The organism is Pseudomonas sp. FG-3G (assembly GCF_901007645.1).
In the GTDB taxonomy this organism is placed as follows: Bacteria; Pseudomonadota; Gammaproteobacteria; order Pseudomonadales; family Pseudomonadaceae; genus Aquipseudomonas; species Aquipseudomonas rhizophila.
On the sequence record NZ_CAAKGZ010000025.1, the window covers coordinates 165,743 to 186,978 of the forward strand.

The following is a 21,236-nucleotide window of genomic DNA, read 5'->3' on the forward strand; positions in this document are numbered from 1 at the left end:
TCAGAACGTCAGAATTATCTGGCGCATTAAAGGTTCGCCCGCTAGATTCGTAGCGATCATTGATTGAAGGTTCTGCCATGAGCACCCAACGCGACACCCCCGACCCCTGCGAAGCCCTGTTGCTCGACAACCAGGTGTGCTTCGCCCTGCACTCCACGTCGCTGCTGATGACCAAAGTCTACAAGCCGCTGCTGCAAGCCCTGGGCCTGACTTATCCGCAGTACCTGGCGATGATGGTGCTGTGGGAAAAGGACGGCCTGACTGTCGGGGAAATCAGCAACCGCCTGCTCACCGATCCGGGTTCACTGACCCCGTTGCTCAAGCGCCTGGAGGCCGAGGGCTTGCTGAGCCGCACCCGCAGTCGTGAGGATGAACGCGTGGTCATCGTCGAGCTCACCGAACAGGGACGCGCCCTGCAGGAAAAGGCCCTCAACATTCCCCAGTGCATTCTCGGCGCCAGTGGCCAGACCCTGGAGCAATTGAAGAAGCTGCAGCATGACCTGCAAGAGCTGCGCGGGAATTTGCAAGACAGCCTCTGAAACGCAGCCTGTCCAGCAGCACCGTCAACTGCCCCAACGCTATCGCGAGCAGGCTCGCTCCCACAACGATCTGTTGAACACAAAAAGTGCGTCCACCAAAGATCAAAATGTGGGAGCGAGCCTGCTCGCGATGGCACCAGTCCGATCACCTCCTGACCCCCTTCGCCCCTCCCTGAAAAAAAAATTTCAGCTGATGAAACCGCTCTATCTCAAGGGATCTACGCCGTTTGAGCGAGCGAAATTCAATTCCCCTTAAAAATTTATCTTGCGCGCAAAATATTGGCGCTATACATTTGCCTCACACCTACTTAGCGCACAAACATTTAGCGCTGCAACAGCAACCAAAACCGAGGCTCTCACCATGCAAACGCTCTACACCGCAATCGCAACTTCCACCGGTGGCCGTGATGGTCGTGCAATCTCCAGCGACAACATCCTGGACGTCAAACTCGCCACCCCCAAAGAACTCGGCGGTGCAGGCGGCGCGGCAACCAACCCGGAACAACTGTTCGCTGCCGGTTACTCGGCCTGCTTCATCGGTGCCCTAAAATTCGTCGCAAGCCAAAGCAAGCGCAAGATTGCGGATGACGCCTCGATCACCGCCCATGTCGGTATCGGCCAGATTCCCGGTGGTTTCGGCCTCGACATCGACCTGCACATCAGCTTGCCCGGTCTGGACCTGGCCGATGCACAGAGCCTGGTGGACGCAGCTCACCAAGTCTGCCCGTACTCCAACGCCACTCGTGGCAACGTCGATGTGCGCCTGCACGTCACCGTTTAACCAACGCCTTCCAGCCTGCACTTAAGGAGATGCACATGAACACCTTCAGCAAAGCCTTGACCGGCACCCTTCTGGCACTGAGCGTCGGCAGCGCGTTCGCCGACGGCATCGTGGAACACAACACCCAGGCGTTTCTCGACGCGCTGAATGCCGGCACCGGCAAGCCATTGGAGCAACTGTCGCCCAAGGACGCCCGCGCGGTACTGGTCGGCGCCCAGGCCGGGGTGAAACTGAGCTTGCCCAAGGCCGACGTCAGCGAGAAAACTATTGAGGTCGATGGCCAGCCGATCAGCCTGACCATCGTCCGGCCGGCCGGCGTCAAGGGTGAACTGCCGGTGTTCATGTTCTTCCACGGCGGTGGTTGGGTATTGGGGGATTTCCCAACCCACGAACGGCTGGTTCGGGATCTGGTGGCCGGATCAGGTGCCGTCGCAGTGTTCGTCAACTACACGCCTTCGCCGGAAGCGCATTACCCGGTAGCGATCAATCAGGCCTACGCCGCGACGAAATGGGTGGCCGAGCATGGCAAGCAAATCAATGTCGACGGCAAGCGCCTGGCCGTGGTGGGCAACAGCGTCGGCGGCAACATGGCAGCGGTCGTGGCGTTGATGGCCAAGGACAAAGGTACCCCGGCGATCAAATTCCAGGCCTTGTTGTGGCCGGTGACCGATGCCAGCTTCGAGACGGCGTCCTACAACCAATTCGCCGAGGGACACTTCCTCAGTAAAAACATGATGAAGTGGTTCTGGGACAACTACACCACCGATGCCGGGCAACGTAACGAGATCTATGCCTCCCCGTTACGCGCCAGCACCGCGCAACTCAAGGGCCTGCCGCCCGCGCTGGTACAGACCGCCGAGGCCGACGTGTTGCGCGATGAGGGTGAAGCCTACGCCCGTAAACTGGACGCGGCTGGCGTGCCGGTCACGGCGGTGCGCTACAACGGCATGATTCACGATTATGGTTTGCTCAATGTGGTGAGCCAGGTGCCAGCGGTGCGTTCGGCGATGTTGCAGGTATCCCAAGAACTGAAACAACATCTGAAGTGACTTGTGGCGCAACCCTGTGGGAGCAAGGCTTGCCCGCGATGAACACAGCGCGGAACCGAGGCGCCTGGATCGCGAGCAAGCTTTGCTCCCACAGGGCAGGATTAAATCCCCTCGCCACCGTCTCCATCCTGCCCTCTGTCTGAACATGATCCGCAGGCATGAAAAAGCCCGACTCAATGGTCGGGCTTTTTCATACACAAGACTTCGCTTATTTAGCGCGGCCTTTGTAGGAACCGCCTTCGCGGGTATCGATCTCGATCATGTCGCCGATTTCGATGAAGTCAGCAACCGACAGCTCGGTACCGTTCTTCAGTTTGGCAGGCTTCATTACCTTGCCGGAAGTGTCACCGCGAGCGGAACCTTCGGTGTAGTCAACCTGACGCACGATGGTGGTCGGCAGTTCTACGGAGACCAGACGCTCTTCGAAGAACACGGCTTCGCAGACGTCGGTCATGCCTTCTTCGATGAACGGCAGAACGCTTTCGATGTCTTCGGCGTTCAGCTCGTACATGGTGTAGTCAGTGGTGTCCATGAACGTGTAGGTGTCGCCGCTGATGAAGGACAGGGTCGCTTCTTTGCGGTCGAGGATCACGTCGTCCAGTTTGTCATCGGCGCTGTAGACGATCTCGGTTTTGTAACCGGTCAGCAGGTTCTTCAGCTTGGTCTTCATGATCGCGCTGTTACGACCCGACTTGGTGAACTCAGCTTTCTGAACCAGCCAAGGATCGTTTTCGAGACGGATCACGGTCCCGGGTTTCAGTTCTTTACCAGTTTTCATTGCGAATATCCGAATTTGGATGGGATTTACAAAAATCTAGGCCGCGTATCATATCCAATTTACATAAAACTTCACCAGCGCTGCGGCAAGATCGGGTCGTGAGGCCTGTTCCAGACACCATGCCTGGGCATGATCAAGCAGTTCCTGCTGCTGTTGATCGACCATTTTCCAGTGTTCGGCCATGTCTTGGCCAGCATTCCAGGATCGCCAGAGACCGCTGATCGCTTTTTCAGCCGGCTCCGAAAGGCCGTGGGTGTACAGCCGGAGGAATGCCTCGAGTTTTTCCAGATGAACGTCTTCTTCCTGCTGGTAGATATGCCAGAGCAGCGGCCGACCCGCCCATTGGGCGCGCACGAAGGAGTCTTCACCCCGCACGGCGTTGAAATCGCAGCACCATAGCAGTTGATCGTACTGATCCTGGCGGACGAACGGCAGCACCTGCACCGTCAGGGCACCACGTTGTTGTACCGCACCGGCCTTCAGGCCATCGATGCCGAGCCAACGCTGGACATCGCCGAGCACCCGACCTTCGGGGATCAATACATGAGAGGCCTGGGTATCGGTTGCCATGGCATCGAACCAACTGGCAAGCCCGGCGTTTTCGTAGGCAAACAGCGAGATCAGACGCGAGCCCGGCGTCCGATGGACGCCCAACGCCTCCAGGAAAATCCGTTGCGCCTGGGCATCCTGCTGAAACTGCCGACGCCGCTCCAGCAGGCCGGCTTCACGCAGCAGCCCGCCCGTGCCCTCGCGGAAGCCCGGAAAAAAGAAATATTTCTGCACGTGCTTGTATTTGACCGAGGGTAATCCGTGGCACCCGATCACCCAATCTTCCGCACTCAGGTAATCGAGGTTCATCCACAACGGCGTGGTCTGCCGCTCGGCCATCGCATCCATGTAGGCGCTCGGCAACTGGCAGGCAAACGCGGCGATGACTACATCGGCGGCGTCGGTGGACGGCCAGACCTCAGGCCAATGGCAGACTTGCACACCCTGCTGCCATTGCTCGGACAGCGTGATGTCGATTTGCGGACACAGTCGTTCAAAGGCCCGCAGGTCATCTACCCATAGCCGCACCGCACATTGATGCTCGGCCACCAATTGCCGAGCCAGGCGCCAAGTGACGCCGATGTCGCCAAAGTTATCGACGACGGTGCAAAAAATATCCCAGCGCACGGTCATTCCCGACTCCCTGTGGCAAAGGCCTGATTGTCCCGCATTAAACCGATGATGCAGAAGAGCCGACGGCGATTAATCTTCATGCGACAATCGCCGCCTATCACGTGTTCATTGCCAGGAAGCAGCCATGTCCGATCACCCGCCAGCGCCACGCCTTACAGCCCTGCAATTGACCGTCAGCATTGCCCTGGGCCTGTGGCTGGGGTTCCTCGCCATCGTATTGACCGGCTGGCTGCTGTCCAGATTCCTGTTCAACGAACAACTGGCGCCAGTGGCCGCAGCCGTGCACCAACTGGGGCAACCACCGGCGGTGCAACCGGCCCCGGAACCGCCAACCCCCATGTTCGAGCAGTACCAGCAAAATCTGCAACGAAACGAACAACGACAGGCCCTGGATCAAGCCCGCAGCGATCCTCGCAACCTGTCCAACCCCAAGTGTCAGTTCTGGTTGCAACAGGACCAGAACGCGCCCAGTGAAAAGAGCCGGGCCAACGTTTTGCAGTTTTGCGATTGATCATGAACAAACAGATTGTCCACCAACTGATTCTCGACAAACTCAGGATTGACCTGGGTATCGCTGAGCGCGCCGCGCAGACGGCCTACGAAACCGCGACCCACGAGGAAAACATTGCCGAGAACAAATACGACACCCTGGGTCTTGAAGCGTCTTACCTCGCTGCCGGGCAAGCCAGGCGTGTCGAAGAAATCCGCCAGGCCCTCGCCCTCTGCCAGAACCTGATACTCCGGCCCTACGACGAACAGCGCGGCATTCAGATTGGCACCCTGATCGGGCTGGCGGATGAGGATGACCGCCAGCAATGGTTGTTTCTGGGACCGGATGCCGCGGGCTTGAAAGTGTCGCTGGTGGGCCAGCCAATCACCGTCATCACCCCTCGCTCGCCGCTGGGACGAAGCCTGCTGGGCAAGTTCGAAGGGGATGAAGTAGAGATCGTCGTCGCAGGCGCCCGGCAACAGTTCGCTGTCACCGAGGCGATCTAGCACTCACTGTTCAGTGCACCGGTAATTCCACACCGTCGAACAGCTCTTCGAGTTCCTGCTTGTTGTGGCACTGGATGGCCTTGGCCATGACTTCCCGGGTCAGGTGTGGCGCGAACTTTTCGATGAAGTCGCACATGAAGCCACGCAGGAAGGTGCCACGCCGGAAACCGATCTTGGTCACGCTGGACTCGAACAACTCGCTGGCATCCAGCACCACCAGATCGCCGTCCAGCTTGGTATCGACGGCCATTTTCGCCACGATGCCCACGCCCAGGCCAAGGCGGACATAGGTCTTGATGACGTCGGCGTCGGCGGCGGTGAACACCACTTTCGGGGTCAGGCCGCGATGGCTGAAGGCTTCGTCGAGTTTCGAACGGCCGGTAAAACCGAACACATAAGTCACGATGGGGTATTCGGCCAAGGCTTCAAGCGTCAACTTTGGCAGCTTGGTCAGCGGATGGCCCTGAGGCACAACCACGCAGCGGTTCCAGCGGTAGCACGGCATCATCACCAGATCGCCGAACAGTTCCAGAGCCTCGGTGGCGATGGCGAAATCCACGGTGCCGTCCGCCGCCATTTCGGCAATCTGCATCGGCGAGCCCTGGTGCATATGCAAGGCTACGTCCGGGTATTGCTTGATGAAGTTGCTGATCACCGGAGGCAGTGCATAACGGGCCTGGGTGTGGGTGGTGGCAATCGACAGCGTGCCTTTTTTCTCGTTGGAAAATTCCTGGGCAATCTGCTTGATGCTTTCGACCTTGCGCAGGATCTCTCCGGCCGTGGTGATGATGCGCTCACCGGCCGGGGTCACGCGGGTCAGGTGCTTGCCGCTGCGGGCGAAAACTTCGACACCCAGCTCATCCTCCAACAGGCGGATCTGCTTGCTGATGCCGGGTTGCGACGTGTAGAGGCTTTGGGCAGTAGCGGAAACGTTGAGGTCGTGGTGCGCCACTTCCCAGATGTAGCGCAGTTGTTGAAGCTTCATATGTATCCCTCAAAGCAGTTGGACGCCACGGGCATCAGCGACGGTATATAACTATATGAATGGTTGCATCAATTAATCTAGAACTTTTTATGAAAAAGCCACTACTTTGCCTCAAGCCTCCCCTTGACGTCGCCGCTGCACCAACGGCACCAGGTAGACCGGTACCCGGGATAACTGCAATACCCGCGCAGCGGTCCTGCCTAGCGGCGTTTCACCGCTCGCCCCTTGGCAGTGACTGCCTACGATCAGCAAATCCACAGAGAGTTTCGCAGCCTGATCGAGAATGACCTGGGATGGATCGCCCTGGAAAACCCGCACCGACTTGATCAGCTTCAAGTCCTGCTGCCCCTCACCCAACTCTTCACGAAAGCTGTCGAGCACCCGCTGCTCAATGTTGGCCATCACCGTATTCAGACCCTGGCGATGAAATTCGTTCAGCGCTTGCTCATCGAGATAACTTTGCAACACCGACTCCGCGAACAGCCCCATGGGCTCTACTGCGTGCACCACATACAACTCGGCTTCGAACGTCCGTGCCAACGCCAAGGCATGCTGCATCACATAAGGGGCGTAAAGTCCCAGGTCTGTGGCGTACAGCATCGAACGAATCATGTGACCTCCTCGCGTGCCAGAATGGCGGAGATGGATTCAGCTTAGCAGCGCCTTGAGGAGTACGACGTCCAGCGTAACGCCCTAAACAACGGGCAGTCAGAGCTTCACTTCATTGCTGATGCCGTGAGGCACATGACCCGTGGCGACCACCTCGCGAGCCAGTTCGCAGTGACCGGTCTGGTCGTCGAAAAAGACGTCGGCGGCGAAGGCTTCGAGAAACGCCGATTTGGTCAGGCCACCGAGAAACAGCGACTCATCCAGACGAATGTCCCATTCGCGCAACGTCCGGATGACGCGCTCGTGGGCCGGTGCCGAACGGGCAGTGACCAGCGCCGTGCGAATCGGGCAGGCGTCTTCGGGGAACTCGCGTTGCAGTGCATTGAGTGCCGCCAGAAACCCCTTGAACGGCCCGCCTCGCAGCGGCTCACGAGCCGCTTGCCGTTCGCTGGCCTGGAATGCAGCCAGGCCGCCGCTCTGATAGACACGCTCGGATTCGTCGGAAAACAGCACCGCATCGCCGTCGAAAGCGATACGCAGTTCCTCGCTGGCGGCGCGGCTGGCGCCACCCGACAGAATGGTCGCAGCGGCGAATCCGGCGTCCAGGGCACTGCGCACATCTTCAGCGTGGGTGGACAGAAACAGATCACAGCCGAACGCCTTCAGATAGGGGTAAGGACTGCGGCCGCCGACGAACGCCGCGCGGGAAATCGCCAGCCCGTAATGATGAATCGAGTTGAACACCCGCAGGCCGGTGTCGGCGCTGTTGCGCGAAACCAGAACTACCTCGACTCGCGCACGCCCCAGATGCTCGTTGAGATTCAGCAGCTTTTGTACGAGAGCGAAGGCGTCGCCGGGTTCGAGGACTTCGTCCTCATGCTCAATCTGATATTGCCGGTAAGCCTCGACGCCGCCCGACAGATACACCTTATGGCTGTCACTCAGATCGAACAGCGCCCGCGACGAAATCGCCAGCACCAGTTTGTCGTCGATGTTGTTTGCCATGTCGCTCCCCCTTTCGCCTGATCAGCGGTTTCGTCGGTCCATAAATGCCAACGCCTGATACAAGGCTTCGATTTTCGGCAGCTCACAACCGGCTTTTTTCGCCGCCGCCAATGGTCGGCTGTAAATAGCCTCCAGCTCCAGCGCGCGCTGGTGGGAATAATCGTGATACATACTCGGCCAGTAGTCGGGCATCTTTTCGGTCATCGCAAACAGGTACTCGGCATAGCCCGGCGCAATCTGGTGACCGCAAGCCAGAGCACCCCGCACCACCTCCCCCATCAGGGCCTGGATCAAGCCTCGGCTGTCACTGTCGGCCATCAACGGCGTGGTACTGGCACCCAACAGAACCGAAAGACCGTTGTAGGGCACGTTCCACACCAGTTTCTGCCAGCGCGCCTGCCGCAGGTCGGGCATGGCCTGGGAATCCAGGCCGGCGGCACGGAACAGCCCGGCCCCTTGCTCGACAATCGCCATGCGTTGCGCCTGATCGTGGCAAGGACCGCTGTGGTAACCGAGGTTGACTGCACCGAGGGCCTGGTGGGCAATGACGCCAGGACCGACCCGATGCACACAGATCAGGCACAGGCCGCCCAGCAGATGCAGCGAATCGGGCAGCAACGGTCGGAGGTCGTCCTCAACATCCAGGCCATTTTGCAGCAACAGGACTTTTGCACCCTGAGCGGCAGCTTGAATGATGGCCGGGGCCAGGTCGGCATTGCTGGTGGTCTTGGCACCGACCAGTAGCCAGTCGCAGGGCGGCATGTCCGCCGCCGAACGATACGCCTGGACCGGGTTGAGCGTCAGGGCGCCGTGAACCGCGCTGTCGACTCGCAAGCCGCCCTCGGCCACCGCCCCAAATTCGCTGCGCAGTAAAAAATGCACGTCAAAACCGGCGCGAGCCAGCATCACGCCATAGAACCCACCGATCGCACCGGTGCCGATCATCCCGATCCGCGGTTTAACGCCTGCCTGCATCATTGCCACTCCTCAGCTAACAGTCCCTGCGCATCATTACATAGGTGCGGGCCAACGTGGCGAGACAGCCGGGTTCCGCCGGGCCGGTTCACGTTCGGGCGCAGCAGGTCCTTTTGTGAAAGCTGCGCCGTCAAGCGCGAGCAAGCTCCCCCGCCGCAATTAACCCGTCCCTGCCCATTGTCGAGCAACCTCGTAACGCGCTAAGGTTCCGCTCCCCGACGCGCTTAAATCCGCTGTGCACCGCCGCGCGGGGATCGCTGGCGGCCGGCACCCGTGACCTGACGAGTAACACGATGGCTGATTTACCGATCAATGACCTTAACGTCGCCTCCAACGAGACCCTCATCACGCCTGACCAGCTCAAGCGCGATATCCCCCTGAGCGACGCTGCACTGCGCACCGTGACCAAGGGCCGGGAAGTCATTCGCAACATTCTCGACGGCACCGACCATCGCCTGTTCGTGGTCATCGGGCCCTGCTCGATCCATGACATCAAGGCCGCCCACGAATATGCCGAGCGCCTGAAAGTGCTGGCGGCGGAAGTTTCCGACACCCTGTACCTGGTAATGCGGGTGTATTTCGAAAAGCCGCGCACCACCGTCGGCTGGAAAGGCCTGATCAACGACCCGTACCTGGACGACTCCTTCAAGATCCAGGATGGCCTGCACATCGGTCGCCAATTGCTGCTGGATCTGGCCGAAATGGGCCTGCCCACCGCCACCGAAGCCCTGGACCCGATCTCCCCGCAATACTTGCAGGACCTGATCAGTTGGTCGGCCATCGGTGCGCGGACCACCGAATCCCAGACTCACCGTGAAATGGCCTCCGGCTTGTCCTCGGCCGTGGGTTTCAAGAATGGCACCGACGGCGGCCTCACCGTGGCGATCAACGCCTTGCAGTCGGTTTCCAGCCCTCACCGCTTCCTGGGCATCAACCAGGAGGGTGGCGTCTCGATCGTCACCACCAAGGGCAACGCTTATGGTCACGTGGTGCTGCGCGGTGGCAACGGCAAACCGAACTACGATTCGGTCAGCGTCGCGCTGTGTGAGCAGGCACTGAACAAGGCCAAGATCAAGCCGAACATCATGGTCGACTGCAGCCACGCCAACTCCAACAAGGATCCGGCGCTGCAACCGCTGGTGATGGAGAACGTGGCCAACCAGATTCTGGAAGGCAACCAGTCGATCATCGGCCTGATGGTCGAAAGCCATTTGAATTGGGGCTGCCAGGCGATCCCCAAGGATCTGGCGGACTTGCAGTACGGTGTGTCCATCACCGATGCCTGCATCGACTGGAGCGCAACCGAGAACACCCTACGCAGCATGCATGCCAAGCTCAAGGACGTGTTGCCTAAACGTCAGCGTGGCTAAAAGGATCGCAGCCTCGTGGCACTCGACGGCGCCTAGGCCGGCTATGTGTAGGCGAAGGCTGCGACCTTTGCTCTTTTCAAGGCTAAAAAAAACGCCGGGCTTTTCAGCCCGGCGTTTTTATTGGGGAATCCGTAAGGTCAGAGCTTGGCCGCGTGACGCTGGTGACGCTCCATGTAGCGCTCCACGTAGGAGCAGGACGGGATCACCGTGTAGCCCATTTCGTCGGCGTATTGCAGCGCCCTTTCGGTCAGCGCCGCCGCAATGCCGCGTCCGCGCAAGGCGTTGGGCACGAAGGTGCGATAGATATCCAGGGTCTGTTTGCCCAGGTCCATATAAGTCAGATAGGCACGATGACCGTCCACATTGGTCTCGAACTGATGACCAGCCTGGTCATGGTGGATGGACAACGCCTCGCTCATCACTACTCCTCGCGGGTCTGAATGCTGACCCCTACCTTACCGATGTTTTTCCGGCGAAGGAACATCTACGCCACCCCGTGCCTGTCTGGTCACCGAGCGCCAACACCCACCGCTCAACCCCGAGCACGTCGTGAATAGTAGGCACCAATGACGCAAATGCTCAAGGCACGCCCGTCAATGGGGGTAAAACCCGGTCGGGTTTATCGATTGAGCGCCACCGTCACGCGCTAGTCGGCCAAGGCGCAATAGCTGAACATCGCCAGTTGTTGAGTCGTGAGACGAGCGCCGGTTATTAAAGTCACCGCCAACACCAATAAAGATAGCCGCCCCCCTGAGCAAAAAACGCTCAAAAGTGTAGGCGAATCAATAAACAACGACGTTAACGGCTTAAGGAAAGTTCTCCCGCGCACGGAACTTTTGCTCAATGACGCGCTCAAGCCAGGTGCCGGAGGCTGCATATTTTTTAAACAACACCCCAAAAAGTTGCTCGAAAAAGAATCACCGCCTACAATTTTTTTGCTTCTTGCGCGACGTCAGTTTACTTACTACAAGTAATGGGTAGTATGTACGCCGGCTAACTCCTCGCTGTGAGGAGACAGTCACTTAATAGAAAGTCCTTGAAGGGGAACACGATGAACAACGTTCTGAAATTCTCTGCTCTGGCCCTGGCCGCAGTTCTGGCTACCGGTTGCAGCAGCGCATCGAAAGAAACCGAAGCACGTCTGACTGCTACCGAAGACGCAGCAGCTCGCGCCCAAGCTCGTGCAGACGAAGCTTACCGTAAAGCTGATGAAGCTCTGGCTGCTGCTCAAAAAGCACAACAGACTGCTGACGAAGCTAACGAGCGTGCTCTGCGCATGCTGGAAAAAGCTAGCCGCAAGTAATAGTCCTCCGGGATTGTTATCGAGCCGACCCATTTTTTGGGTCGGCTTTTTTATTGCCCGGCGTTTCCCCAGGCGATAAAAAACCCGCCGACATCGCGAAACGCCGGCGGGTCTCTATTGCAGGTTTTACTGTTGCAGATCGATCGGCGCGCTGGAGACCATCGGTGCCGAAGTATTCGGAACGGCGATCTCGACCGGCAGGCCGTCTTCGGCAGCCACCACATCACGCACCACATCCCAGTCCATGCGCAGGTTGCTGGTGATGTCCTCACGCTTGAGCATCGTGTTGATCACCGCGGTGTGCTTGTCCACCACCGATGGGTTGCCGTTGTCGTCCAGCGGCGTGTGGGCCTCCAGATAAACCTTCCCGCCGCTCACACCCAGCTTGTAGGGATCGTTGATGATCCGTACCGAGGTGCCCACCGGCACCATGCCGGCCATCTGCAGTACGTTGTTGTTGAACATGCGGAAGCAGCCGTGGCTGGTGCGCATGCCGATGCCGAACTTCTTGTTCGAACCGTGGATCAGGTAACCCGGGGTGCCCAGGGTGAACTTGAACGGACCCAAGGGATTATCGGGACCGGCCGGCACCACGTTCGGCAACGGATCGCCGTCGGCGGCATGCTCAGCCTTGATCGAGGCCGGCGGAGTCCAGGTCGGATTCGGGGTCTTGGCAATGATGCTGGTGTGGGCGATCGGCGATCCCCAACCTTCACGGCCAATGCCCAGCGGGAAGGTGTAGACCACATTCCGGCCCTTGGGGAAGTAGTAGAGACGGTACTCGGCGAGGTTGATCACGATGCCTTCGCGCGGGCCAGGCGGCAGGATGAAACGGGTCGGCAGCACGACCTCGGTGCCCGCACCCGGCAACCAGGGATCGACGCCCGGGTTGGCAGCGACCATCTCGGTGTAGCCCAGGTCGTAGGTAGTGCCCAGGTCGGCGAAGGTGTCTTCGTATTTGGCCTTGATGACCTGCACCTGGCCGACAATGTCTTCGCCTGGCGGTGGCAGAGGCAGCTCCAGGGCGGCAACGGGACCAGCCATGCACAGGGCGGCAAGAGACAGGCAGCGGGTGACGGCAGGCAAGCGCAGCAACATCCGGGAAATCCTTTGCAGGTCGAACAGAGGGTATGAAGACTGTGATTGTACACCGGCCCCCGTTATTTCGGGGAGGGCAGGAATGAGGCGTCCGATGCCTAGCATGCTTGGAGACTGAAATAAAAACCTGTGGGAGCGAACCTGCTCGCGATAGCGGCGGCACATCCAACATCAATGCAAGCAGGCCCACCGCCATCGCGAGCAGGCTCGCTCCCACAAGGGGGCATGCGGGGAATCTGGGGAATTACAATTCGAACCGCAGTTCCGGCCAGATCGGCGAGGTGCCGCGCTTCTGGGACTCCAGGATCGCCCGGCACAATGAACACAGGCGATGGTCCTGGAATATCTTGCGATCAACAGCCGACCAGCGCGGCTGGGCCGGCAGCAGGCTGCCGCACAGGGTCCGGTCGGCCGAGCCACCAAGCTCCAGTTGCCGGGTCACCAGATGCACCCGCACTTCCTGGCAGGCGAACAGGTCCAGCTGTTCGTCAGGCTCGATCAGTTGGTAGGCAAACAGGGACCAGGCGGGACGCGGCATCGGGGGCTCCAAATCGGGGGCGCCACATTAGCCGAAAGACCGCCTGTAGAAAAGCTTCACAGCAGCGGTTTTAGCGTCGGCCAGACATTTTCCAGCAACTTGCCCTGGGCCGCGACGGACGGGTGCAAGCCATCGCCCTGCATCATCCCCGGAACACCGCCAACGTCCTGAAGGAAAAACGGCACCAGCGGCACGTTTTTCTCCTCGGCCAGGGTGCTGTAGACCCGGGCAAAGGCATCGGTGTAGCGCTGCCCATAATTGGGCGGCAACTGCATGCCCAGCAGCAGTACCTTGGCACCGCTGGCGCGGGAGCTGTCGATCATCGCTGCAAGGTTTTGTTGCAATTGCGTTGGCGGCTGTCCACGCAAGCCATCGTTGCCACCCAGTTCCAGGATCACCAGGTCCGGCTTATGGGCTGCAAGCAGCGCCGGCAGCCGCGCCTGGCCGCCTGCACTGGTGTCACCACTGATAGAAGCATTGACCACTTTGTCGTCGAAACCTTCGGCCTTGAGCCGTTGTTCGAGCAAGGATACCCAACCTTGCCGGGTATCCAGGCCGAAAGCGGCGCTGATACTATCGCCAACGATCAGGACTGTACCCGCCGCTGCGTTCTGGGCCATGCACATCAGGGCCAGGCCGGCACTCAAAAACCACACACGCATCGGATTCTCCATGGGCTCAAGCATTCTCACCGCGAAGGACCTTAGCAAAGTGGTTCCCAGCGCGGAAGGTGAACTGACTATCCTGCACGAACTCAGCCTGGAACTGAACAAGGGCGACAGCCTGGCCATTGTCGGCGCATCCGGTTCCGGCAAATCCACCCTCCTGGGCCTGCTGGCCGGCCTCGACCTGCCCAGCAGCGGTGAAGTGACCCTCGCAGGTCAAGCCCTCAGCGTTCTGGATGAAGACCAGCGGGCCCGGATCCGCGCCGAGCATGTCGGCTTTGTCTTCCAGTCGTTCCAGTTGCTCGACAGCCTCAATGCGCTGGAAAACGTCATGCTGCCATTGGAACTTGATGGCCGCCAGGATGCCCGCGAACGCGCTACGGAATTGCTGCAGCGGGTCGGCCTGGGCCAGCGCCTGACCCATTCGCCCCGCCAGCTCTCTGGCGGCGAGCAGCAACGCGTGGCGATTGCCCGTGCCTTTGCGGCCGAGCCGGACGTGCTGTTTGCCGACGAACCCACTGGCAACCTCGACAGCCACACCGGTGAGCGCATCAGCGATCTTCTGTTCGAGTTGAACAAGGAAAGCGGCACGACCCTGGTGCTGGTCACCCATGACGAACGCCTGGCCCATCGTTGCCGGCGCCTGATTCGACTTGAAGCCGGCCAGATGGTCGCCCCCCTGGAGCCTTGATGGCACGCTTGCCGCTGTTGCGTCTGTTCAGTCTCGCTGTCCGCCAATTGCTGCGCGACGCCCGCGCCGGCGAACTGCGGGTGTTGTTCTTCGCCCTGCTGGTGGCGGTGGCGGCGAGTACCGCCATCGGCTACTTCGGAGCCCGTCTCAACGGCGCGATGATGATGCGCGCCACCGAATTCCTTGGCGCCGACCTGCTGCTCGAAGGCAGCTCGCCTGCCCGTCCCGAACAGATTCGCGGCGGCACCGATCTGGGCCTCGAACATGCCCGGGTGGTGGAGTTTTCCAGCGTCGTGGCCACCGACAATGGCATTCAACTTTCCAGCGTCAAGGCCGTCGATGACATCTACCCCCTGCGCGGCGAACTGAAAAGCGCCCCTGCCCCGTTCGCCCCGGAAGAAACCGGCGGGCGACCGAACCCAGGCGAGGCCTGGGTTGAAGCACGGCTGCTGACGGCACTGGACCTGAAAATAGGCGACAGCATCGACGTCGGCAACCAGCCCCTGCGCCTGAGCCGTGTGTTGACCTACGAACCGGATCGCGCCGGCAATTTCTATAGCCTCACGCCCCGGGTCATGATCAACCTCAAGGACCTGGACGCTACCGGCGTCGTGCAGCCCGGCAGCCGCGTCAGTTATCGCGACCTGTGGCGCGGCCCGGCACCAGCGTTGCAAACCTACCGCGACCTGATCAAGCCGGGCCTGGAGCCCAATCAGCGGCTGCAGGATGCACGCGATGGCAACCGGCAGATCGGTGGCGCCCTGGGCAAGGCCGAACGGTATCTGAACATGGCCAGCCTGGTGGCGGTGCTGCTGTCCGGCGTCGCCGTCGCCCTCTCGGCCAACCGCTTTGCCACCCGACGCTTTGATGCCAGCGCACTGCTGCGTTGCCTGGGGTTGTCACGCCGGGAAACCATGGTGCTGTTCAGCCTGCAATTGACCGTGCTGGGCCTGCTGGCCAGCCTCAGCGGTGCGCTGCTTGGCTGGGTCGCCCAACTGGGTCTGTTTGCACTGCTGCATGACCTGTTACCCACGACCGTCCCGCCGGGTGGCCTGCTGCCGGCCATTGCCGGAATCGGCACCGGAATGGTGGCGTTGGCCGGCTTCGCCCTGCCCCCTCTGGCCGCGTTGGGACGGGTACCCCCCTTGCGCGTTTTACGCCGGGACATGCTGCCGATTCCTTCCAGCACCTGGGTGGTCTATGGGGCCGCCCTGGGTGCCCTTGGCCTGATCATGTGGCGCTTGAGCCTGGACCTGGTCCTGACGTTCGCCCTGCTCGGCGGTGGCGTCATCGCAGCACTGGTGCTCGGCGGCCTGCTGTTGCTGCTGCTCCAAAGCTTGCGCAGGATGCTGGCCCGCGCCTCGTTACCCTGGCGGCTCGGCCTGGGCCAGTTGCTGCGCCACCCCTTGGCGGCGGCCGGCCAGGCGTTGGCATTCGGCTTGATTCTGTTGTCCATGGCGCTGATCGCCCTCTTGCGCGGCGAGCTGCTGGACACCTGGCAAAACCAGTTGCCGAAAAACGCCCCGAACTATTTCGCCCTGAATATCTTGCCCAACGACAAGCAGGCCTTCACCGACAAGCTGCTAGCGTTGTCGGCGCAATCGGCGCCGCTCTACCCAGTGGTACCGGGACGCCTGATCAGTATCAACGGCGAGCCGGCCAAGGAGTTTGTCACCAAGGACTCGGCTGGTGACCGGGCCCTGCAGCGCGACCTGAGCCTGACCTGGGCTGCGGACCTGCCGGCGGGCAACGTCGTCACGGCCGGGACCTGGTGGCCGCAGCAACCGCCGGACGATATGCCGGGCGTTTCGGTAGAAGGCAAGGTGGCCGAGAACCTCAAGATCCAGCTGGGGGACCGTCTGGTTTTCAACGTGGGCGGCGTCAATCGCGAGGCGAAGGTCACCAGCTTGCGAGAAATCAACTGGGACAACTTCCAGCCTAACTTTTTCATGATCTTCCAACCCGGCACGCTGAAGGATCTACCGGCCACCTATCTCACCAGCTTCTATCTGGCGGCGGGCCACGACCAGCAGATTGTCGACCTGTCCCGGGCCTTCCCGGCGGTGACGATCCTGCAAGTCGAAGCCCTGCTCGAGCAGTTGCGCAGCATCCTGGCCCAGGTCACCCTAGCCGTGGAATATGTGTTGCTGTTTGTACTGGCTGCGGGAATGGCCGTGCTGTTCTCCGGCCTGCAAGCCACCCTCGATGAACGGATCCACCAGGGTGCGCTGCTCCGCGCCCTGGGTGCCGAACGAGCCCTGTTGGTCAAGGCCCGGCGCATCGAGTTCGGGCTGTTGGGTGCGGTCAGTGGCTTGCTCGCGGCCTTGGGTTCGGAACTGGTGAGCCTGGTGCTTTACCGTTACGCGTTCGACCTGCCCTGGCATCCGCATCCATGGTTGCTGGTACTGCCTTTGGTGGGAGCGTTATTGATCGGGGCTGCTGGTGTGTTCGGCACGCGTCGAGCCCTCAATGCCAGCCCGCTGACAGTCTTGCGCGAGGGTTGATAGACTCCCGGCTTCGCCACCACAAGAAGTTGCCATGAGCCGTTATCGCCCACCCCGCACCGCCGGCACCGCGTTGATCACCCCTGAGGGCGAGGCGCGGATGCGCGCTGAATTTCATGAACTGTGGCATGTGCGCCGCCCTCAGGTGACCCAAGCAGTCAGCGAGGCGGCGGCCCAGGGGGATCGTTCGGAAAACGCCGAATACACCTATGGCAAGAAAATGCTGCGGGAAATCGACAGCCGCGTGCGTTTCCTCACCAAGCGCCTGGAAGCCCTCAAGGTGGTCAGTGAAAAACCCAGTGACCCGAACAAAGTGTATTTCGGCGCTTGGGTCACGGTTGAAGATGAGGACGGCAAAGAGTCTCGCTATCGCATCGTCGGCCCCGACGAACTGGACCTGAAAAAGAACCTCATCAGCATCGACTCGCCCTTGGCGCGGGCGTTGATCGGCAAAGCGCTGGATGCTGAGATCAAGGTTCAGACACCCGCAGGTGAACAACTTTTATATGTCACTCACATTGAATACATATAAAGCTTCACCGGCCCAAGGCCCGAAAAACCCAGTCATCTCAGCTCACCTCAGCGGCGGGTAATCAGCCCCTGTCGGGCCACGCGGGTCAATTGCCGGATCATTTCGCTGGCGTGCGCCGCACTGGGGGACTGGATAACGGCCAGATCGAAACTGTCGTCGGCAAAACGCGCCAGAGACTCACCGTCTTCGACAAACTGGATAAGGAACGCCGCCGGCCCGTGGTTGCGTCGCGGCCAGCCGTCGAGATAGCGCAATAGCGTAGGCTGGTGAGTACCGCCCAGAAGGATTTTTGGATTGCGTTGCAGAAGGTTCGCCGTGATCGGCGCAAGACGTACAAGGGGGCTGGATGCGTTCATCGTGTCGTGTCTCTGCCTCAAAAGTCTGCATGGCAGGTGAGAGGCAACACCGAACCAGCGCTTTAGCGGTATTTCGAAGCCCCGTGTGACCGGCTTCTATCGGTGACTGAATGAGTCACCTGGCGCCCCGCAAGTAGCTGTTTAAATCGGCGCATGAGCGGCATCCTAGAGAAGCTGACCGGCCAGTGTCAAGAATCTGCGCGCACAAAAAAGGCCCGTTCCAGACGGGCCTTCAATGATTCAGGTATGCAATCAGCGGGCGATGGCCTGGTCGACCGACAACTTGCCAGCACCTTCGATCAGCACCGCGACGCTGCCTGCCAGCAAAGCCAGGGAAAACTCATAACCGTTATTGGCCATGAACAGACCGTTGCCGATGTGCACGGAGAAAATCGCCACCAGCGACAGGAAGGCCAGTCCCAGCGCCGCTGGACGGGCCAGCAGACCGATGATCAAGGCCAGCCCGGCGAAAAACTCAGTACCGCCGGCCAGTGTCGCCATCAGATAACCGGGGGTCAGGCCAATGCTTTCCATCCACTGCGCCGTCCCCGTCAGGCCGTAGCCACCGAACAGGCCGAAGAGTTTCTGTGAGCCGTGGGCGGCGAAGATGATCCCGACAACGATGCGCAGGACAGTCAGGCCATAGCCAGCGCGAGTAAACAGAACTTTGTTGATGAAAGTGCTCATTAGGTTCATTCCTTGGGATAAGTGGGTTGTCCGCTATATTAATCAACAAAATGCATGATAAAAGCGGAAAAAATCCGTGATACCAATCAGTTTACTCGATCATTTACGCACAACAACCTTTTGTTCCCTGGGTTCCAGCGACTCCCGTTCACGATCAAATGCCAGATAGTATTTGTTCACACTATTAACGTAGCTTACTGCGCCCATTCCCACCTGCTCCATGGCGATGCGTTCGACCTGGAAGAACCACTGATTGGGATTGAGTCCCCGCCGCCTGGCCTCGGCCCGCATGCCTTGGACACGCTCAGGCCCCATGTTGTAGGCGGCCAGGACGAAGGCCATTCGCTCGCGCTCATTGAGCTTGGGGCTGGCGAAAAACTTTCGGCGTATCAAGGCCAGGTACTTGGCGCCAGCCTGCACGTTGGCGTCCAGGTTCTGGATGTTGCGCACCCCGACCCTCTGGGCTGCTGAAGGGGTAATCTGCATAAGACCCGTAGGGCCGCTGCCACTGCGGGCATTGGGTTGCAGGGAAGACTCCTTGAACGCCAGTGCCGCCAGGTTCAGCCAATCCATGCCTTGGGCCGTGGCATGTTTTTGCAACACTGGGCGCAGTTTCTCAAGACGCTGGCGATTGGCACGGGCCAGCGGATAGTGAACCCGGTACAAGCGGCGATAGATGCGCAGAAACGCCGCGTCCTGATTGGAAGGCGCCTTATAAGTCGTCAGGAAGCGGTCGATGCTCGCTCGCAGCATGGCGGCGTCACGACGGACAAACCAATACTCGTCAGCCGGCTCGCCAATGAGCACCTGCCGGTCGAAACGCAGCTTGGGCAGGATCTTGCTCCAGCGTTCGGCAATGGGCTGCTCGACGATGGTCAGATGGAAAATCCCGGCCTGAACCATTTCCAGCACATCTTCCACCGCCAGGGTCGGGTCGACCCACTCGATCTTCACCGGCGGTAATTTACGCAGTGCCAGCTTCTGGTTGATCTGACTCAGGGCCTCCCCTGCGGCGCTACCGTTGGGCAGGGCCAGGGTCTTGCCCGACAGTTGCTCTACGCGTGTGTAGCGTCGCTGGCCCTTGGCTCCCACCAGGAGCAACGGCACGTCGGTGCGAATCGGATTGCTGGCGCTGACCGCAAGGCCAGCCAGGGGCTCGATCAACTCGCCGGGCGCGACCAGATCGCCTTCTCCGCGCTGCAAGGCGCCCAGCAGTTGGTCCTTGGCCTTGGGAATGATTTTGAGGGTGATTTTCTGGTCATCCCGAGCGTGGCCGTTGAGGTATTGCTCGAAGGCACGTAAGCGATGATATTCGACGCCAATGGGTTGCCCCTTGACTTCGCCAGAGCTGTTGCGGCTCTGGTTGACCAAAACTTTCAGAACCCGGCTGCTGCGGATTTGCGCAAGGTCGCGCACCGTAGTCGGCGCTACCACCTGTACCGGGCCGGGCAGCCGCGCCTCGGCCGGCATCGGCAGCAACAGCGAACAACACAGCAGCAACAACACTTGGGGACGTGTCATCCACTCTCCGAAAGGATACCGCGGCCCACAGCCTTGAAATATCGAAGCTGGGGTCGACAGAAACAGAGCACCAGGGGCGCTGAAAAGTGCGAAAGACTGGCACAGTGCTGGCGTTTATACCAACCCGACCGGTCTAACGGCCTCAACAGACAGCCTCAACTCGTTGTAGTTCTTGGCTTTTCTTATAAATCTACAGCTCTGATATGCTTTGCGGCCTTTGGGTCGAGGTAGCACCATGCAACTCATCGATATCGGCGTCAACCTGACCAACCCCAGTTTTGCCGACAAACACGAGGCCGTGCTTGAGCGCGCCTATGCAGCCGGTATCTGCCAACTGGTCTTGACCGGTACCAGCGTCGAGGGCAGCGAACAGGCGTTTGAGCTGTGCCAGCGCCTCGATGACACCGGGGAGCGGCTGTTTTCCACCGCCGGTATTCACCCTCATAGCGCCAGCGACTGGACCGCCGATAGCGCCAGGCATCTCAAAGACCTGCTGAAACAAGACCGCGTCCGCGCAGTGGGTGAATGCGGACTGGATTTCAACCGGGACTTCTCCCCGCGCCCGCAGCAGGAAAAAGTCCTGGAAGAACACCTCGCCCTGGCGGTGGAGTTGCAATTGCCGGTCTTTCTTCACGAACGTGATGCCGATCAGCGACTGCTGGAAATCCTGCGGGAGTTTCGCGACCAATTGCCCGCAGCGGTGGTGCACTGCTTTACCGGTGAAAAAAAGGCCCTGTTCAGCTATCTAGACCTGGACTTGCATATAGGCATCACAGGCTGGATCTGCGATGAGCGCCGGGGCACCCATTTGCATCCATTGGTACGGGAAATTCCTCGCACTCGCTTGATGCTTGAAAGCGATGCACCGTACCTGTTGCCTCGCACACTGCGCCCCAAACCCAAGAATGGTCGTAACGAACCGGCCTACCTGACGGAAACGTTGCGCGAAGTCGCCTTGCACCGGGGCGAAAGCCAGGAAGACCTCGCTGCCCATAGCACCGCCTGTGCCCGCGCGTTTTTTGGCTTGCCCACCCTCTCCTGACCCAATGAAAACCTGTGGGAGCGAGCCTGC

24 protein-coding genes are annotated in these 21,236 nt (G+C 60.1%); 11 read left to right on the forward strand and 13 right to left on the reverse strand.

Annotated elements, in window-relative coordinates:
* The first annotated feature begins 77 nt into the window (after positions 1-77).
* The 3 genes from PSEUDOMOFG3G_RS18050 to PSEUDOMOFG3G_RS18060 all read left to right on the forward strand — a co-directional run bounded on the left by PSEUDOMOFG3G_RS18050 (position 78) and on the right by PSEUDOMOFG3G_RS18060 (position 2,369).
* Positions 78-539: a MarR family winged helix-turn-helix transcriptional regulator gene (locus tag PSEUDOMOFG3G_RS18050; RefSeq protein ID WP_047226361.1), complete on the forward strand. Its 462-nt coding sequence runs from the start codon at positions 78-80 to the stop codon at positions 537-539.
* Between the two features lie 361 nt (positions 540-900).
* A complete protein-coding gene (locus PSEUDOMOFG3G_RS18055) occupies positions 901-1,320 on the forward strand; it encodes an organic hydroperoxide resistance protein (RefSeq protein ID WP_047226360.1) in 420 nt (139 codons plus the stop codon).
* A 35-nt stretch (positions 1,321-1,355) separates the two neighbouring features.
* Complete coding sequence (locus tag PSEUDOMOFG3G_RS18060) at positions 1,356-2,369, forward strand: alpha/beta hydrolase (protein WP_047226359.1); 1,014 nt, start codon at positions 1,356-1,358, stop codon at positions 2,367-2,369.
* A gap of 208 nt (positions 2,370-2,577) precedes the next feature.
* Here the strand turns inward: PSEUDOMOFG3G_RS18060 and PSEUDOMOFG3G_RS18065 are convergent, their stop codons facing one another.
* Positions 2,578-3,147, reverse strand: coding sequence for an elongation factor P (locus tag PSEUDOMOFG3G_RS18065; RefSeq protein WP_003199385.1), 570 nt, complete (start codon positions 3,145-3,147; stop codon positions 2,578-2,580).
* Between the two features lie 48 nt (positions 3,148-3,195).
* Positions 3,196-4,329, reverse strand: a complete 1,134-nt coding sequence (earP, locus tag PSEUDOMOFG3G_RS18070) for an elongation factor P maturation arginine rhamnosyltransferase EarP (RefSeq protein ID WP_047226358.1) — start codon at positions 4,327-4,329, stop codon at positions 3,196-3,198.
* A gap of 124 nt (positions 4,330-4,453) precedes the next feature.
* Here earP and PSEUDOMOFG3G_RS18075 point away from each other — a divergent pair, with 124 nt between their 5' ends.
* Both PSEUDOMOFG3G_RS18075 and PSEUDOMOFG3G_RS18080 read left to right on the forward strand, forming a co-directional pair.
* Positions 4,454-4,840, forward strand: a complete 387-nt coding sequence (locus tag PSEUDOMOFG3G_RS18075; protein ID WP_139050766.1) for a cytochrome b/b6 domain-containing protein — start codon at positions 4,454-4,456, stop codon at positions 4,838-4,840.
* A gap of 2 nt (positions 4,841-4,842) precedes the next feature.
* Positions 4,843-5,325 (forward strand): GreA/GreB family elongation factor, encoded by a 483-nt coding sequence (locus tag PSEUDOMOFG3G_RS18080; protein WP_047226356.1) that lies wholly within the window; start codon positions 4,843-4,845, stop codon positions 5,323-5,325.
* Between the two features lie 10 nt (positions 5,326-5,335).
* Here the strand turns inward: PSEUDOMOFG3G_RS18080 and cysB are convergent, their stop codons facing one another.
* The 4 genes from cysB to PSEUDOMOFG3G_RS18100 form a co-directional block, all read right to left on the reverse strand.
* Positions 5,336-6,310 (reverse strand): HTH-type transcriptional regulator CysB, encoded by a 975-nt coding sequence (gene cysB, locus PSEUDOMOFG3G_RS18085; RefSeq protein WP_018603112.1) that lies wholly within the window; start codon positions 6,308-6,310, stop codon positions 5,336-5,338.
* Positions 6,311-6,421: 111 nt separating this feature from the next.
* Positions 6,422-6,922 carry a universal stress protein gene (locus PSEUDOMOFG3G_RS18090; protein WP_047226355.1) on the reverse strand — a complete coding sequence of 167 codons (501 nt, stop codon included), beginning with the start codon at positions 6,920-6,922 and terminating at the stop codon, positions 6,422-6,424.
* Between the two features lie 96 nt (positions 6,923-7,018).
* Positions 7,019-7,924 carry a 5'-nucleotidase gene (locus tag PSEUDOMOFG3G_RS18095; protein WP_047226354.1) on the reverse strand — a complete coding sequence of 302 codons (906 nt, stop codon included), beginning with the start codon at positions 7,922-7,924 and terminating at the stop codon, positions 7,019-7,021.
* A 21-nt stretch (positions 7,925-7,945) separates the two neighbouring features.
* Positions 7,946-8,899 (reverse strand): putative 2-dehydropantoate 2-reductase, encoded by a 954-nt coding sequence (locus PSEUDOMOFG3G_RS18100; protein ID WP_139050849.1) that lies wholly within the window; start codon positions 8,897-8,899, stop codon positions 7,946-7,948.
* A 293-nt stretch (positions 8,900-9,192) separates the two neighbouring features.
* On the opposite strand from PSEUDOMOFG3G_RS18100, the gene PSEUDOMOFG3G_RS18105 reads away from it, so the two are divergent.
* A complete protein-coding gene (locus tag PSEUDOMOFG3G_RS18105) occupies positions 9,193-10,269 on the forward strand; it encodes a 3-deoxy-7-phosphoheptulonate synthase (RefSeq protein ID WP_003199364.1) in 1,077 nt (358 codons plus the stop codon).
* Positions 10,270-10,406: 137 nt separating this feature from the next.
* Here PSEUDOMOFG3G_RS18105 and PSEUDOMOFG3G_RS18110 read toward each other — a convergent pair whose 3' ends face one another.
* Positions 10,407-10,688, reverse strand: a complete 282-nt coding sequence (locus PSEUDOMOFG3G_RS18110) for a GNAT family N-acetyltransferase (RefSeq protein ID WP_047226353.1) — start codon at positions 10,686-10,688, stop codon at positions 10,407-10,409.
* Between the two features lie 632 nt (positions 10,689-11,320).
* Between PSEUDOMOFG3G_RS18110 and oprI the strand changes: the two genes are divergently transcribed.
* Positions 11,321-11,572 carry an outer membrane lipoprotei OprI gene (gene oprI, locus PSEUDOMOFG3G_RS18115; protein ID WP_011335311.1) on the forward strand — a complete coding sequence of 84 codons (252 nt, stop codon included), beginning with the start codon at positions 11,321-11,323 and terminating at the stop codon, positions 11,570-11,572.
* A gap of 126 nt (positions 11,573-11,698) precedes the next feature.
* Here oprI and PSEUDOMOFG3G_RS18120 read toward each other — a convergent pair whose 3' ends face one another.
* The 3 genes from PSEUDOMOFG3G_RS18120 to PSEUDOMOFG3G_RS18130 form a co-directional block, all read right to left on the reverse strand.
* Positions 11,699-12,670: a L,D-transpeptidase family protein gene (locus tag PSEUDOMOFG3G_RS18120; protein WP_047226352.1), complete on the reverse strand. Its 972-nt coding sequence runs from the start codon at positions 12,668-12,670 to the stop codon at positions 11,699-11,701.
* Between the two features lie 244 nt (positions 12,671-12,914).
* A complete protein-coding gene (locus PSEUDOMOFG3G_RS18125) occupies positions 12,915-13,208 on the reverse strand; it encodes a hypothetical protein (RefSeq protein ID WP_047226351.1) in 294 nt (97 codons plus the stop codon).
* Between the two features lie 56 nt (positions 13,209-13,264).
* Positions 13,265-13,870 carry an arylesterase gene (locus PSEUDOMOFG3G_RS18130; protein WP_047226350.1) on the reverse strand — a complete coding sequence of 202 codons (606 nt, stop codon included), beginning with the start codon at positions 13,868-13,870 and terminating at the stop codon, positions 13,265-13,267.
* Between the two features lie 10 nt (positions 13,871-13,880).
* On the opposite strand from PSEUDOMOFG3G_RS18130, the gene PSEUDOMOFG3G_RS18135 reads away from it, so the two are divergent.
* The 3 genes from PSEUDOMOFG3G_RS18135 to greB are packed head-to-tail and all read left to right on the forward strand — an operon-like array spanning position 13,881 to position 17,600.
* Complete coding sequence (locus PSEUDOMOFG3G_RS18135) at positions 13,881-14,564, forward strand: ABC transporter ATP-binding protein (protein ID WP_092397715.1); 684 nt, start codon at positions 13,881-13,883, stop codon at positions 14,562-14,564.
* Positions 14,564-17,068, forward strand: coding sequence for an ABC transporter permease (locus tag PSEUDOMOFG3G_RS18140; RefSeq protein WP_139050767.1), 2,505 nt, complete (start codon positions 14,564-14,566; stop codon positions 17,066-17,068). Before PSEUDOMOFG3G_RS18135 ends, PSEUDOMOFG3G_RS18140 begins: the two co-directional genes overlap by 1 nt.
* 34 nt (positions 17,069-17,102) lie before the next feature.
* Positions 17,103-17,600, forward strand: a complete 498-nt coding sequence (greB, locus tag PSEUDOMOFG3G_RS18145) for a transcription elongation factor GreB (protein ID WP_047226347.1) — start codon at positions 17,103-17,105, stop codon at positions 17,598-17,600.
* A gap of 47 nt (positions 17,601-17,647) precedes the next feature.
* Here greB and PSEUDOMOFG3G_RS18150 read toward each other — a convergent pair whose 3' ends face one another.
* The 3 genes from PSEUDOMOFG3G_RS18150 to PSEUDOMOFG3G_RS18160 all read right to left on the reverse strand — a co-directional run bounded on the left by PSEUDOMOFG3G_RS18150 (position 17,648) and on the right by PSEUDOMOFG3G_RS18160 (position 20,164).
* Complete coding sequence (locus tag PSEUDOMOFG3G_RS18150) at positions 17,648-17,956, reverse strand: hypothetical protein (RefSeq protein WP_047226346.1); 309 nt, start codon at positions 17,954-17,956, stop codon at positions 17,648-17,650.
* 252 nt (positions 17,957-18,208) lie between these two features.
* On the reverse strand, positions 18,209-18,643 hold the full coding sequence (locus PSEUDOMOFG3G_RS18155) for a DoxX family protein (protein WP_139050768.1): 435 nt from the start codon (positions 18,641-18,643) through the stop codon (positions 18,209-18,211).
* Positions 18,644-18,742: 99 nt separating this feature from the next.
* The gene (locus PSEUDOMOFG3G_RS18160; RefSeq protein ID WP_139050769.1) at positions 18,743-20,164 is read right to left on the reverse strand and encodes a transglycosylase SLT domain-containing protein; all 1,422 of its coding nucleotides are present in this window, start codon (positions 20,162-20,164) and stop codon (positions 18,743-18,745) included.
* A 235-nt stretch (positions 20,165-20,399) separates the two neighbouring features.
* Between PSEUDOMOFG3G_RS18160 and PSEUDOMOFG3G_RS18165 the strand changes: the two genes are divergently transcribed.
* On the forward strand, positions 20,400-21,206 hold the full coding sequence (locus PSEUDOMOFG3G_RS18165) for a TatD family hydrolase (protein WP_139050770.1): 807 nt from the start codon (positions 20,400-20,402) through the stop codon (positions 21,204-21,206).
* The last annotated feature ends 30 nt before the right edge of the window (positions 21,207-21,236 follow it).